This is a genomic window from Oleiphilus sp. HI0061 (assembly GCF_001635675.1).
Map to the genome: position 1 here is coordinate 1 of NZ_LWFE01000537.1, position 692 is coordinate 692.

Here is a 692-nt window from a genome sequence, read left to right on the forward strand (position 1 = left end):
CCTGATCCTTATAGCGTCGTTGAAGTTCGGTGGCAGATTTTAGTTTGTGTTTGAAATAAGGAATACTTGTGCAACCGGTTAAAGGGTCAGTTCTAGTGGCGAGTTTTAGATCTTTCTCTAGCTTGGTAAGGTAAGTAAGTAATACCGAGAATAAGCTAAGAAATAATGCAAACGATAAAGCCTGAAAGAAAAATGAGCTACTGTTGTTTTCAGGTGTTAGTGGGAAGCTGAGGCATAGCGCACTCAATGACAAAATCGAGCCAAACTTTACCCCAATTAAAATAAGCGTTGCTGCTGCCAAAGGGAACAGCCAATATAAAACTAATGAGAATTCACTAAGGCTATGGCTGACTAGCGTTATATCAATGCAGACCCACAGTGCGGTGCAGGCTATCAAGAGTTGTTTTTTTCTTGAGGGCGATGAAAGATGAGCAGTGAAGAAAGCCTTTGTAAAGCAAGGCGCGCAGATGAAAAATAGGACACTCTGTGCTATTTGGTCGTTAAGAAACAAGCTAATAGCAAAGAACACACAGAAAAATAGCAGCCCGGAGAGTGCAGCATTATTTAGGTGCTCTTTTGCTTTAGTCATAGGTTCTCGTAGGCTAATGATTCGAGGTATTCAATATTTGGAATTACAGCTTCTTCACCATCCAGTGTGATCATTGCTGAGTCAGCTTTTCCTGGCTTACGGT

1 protein-coding gene is annotated in these 692 nt (G+C 41.3%); it reads right to left on the reverse strand.

The window, feature by feature from the left end; translation table 11 throughout:
- Positions 1-589, reverse strand: a 589-nt coding sequence (locus A3735_RS07065) for a hypothetical protein (protein ID WP_156499487.1), incomplete at its 3' end; no start/stop codon positions are given.
- Positions 590-692: the final 103 nt, after the last annotated feature.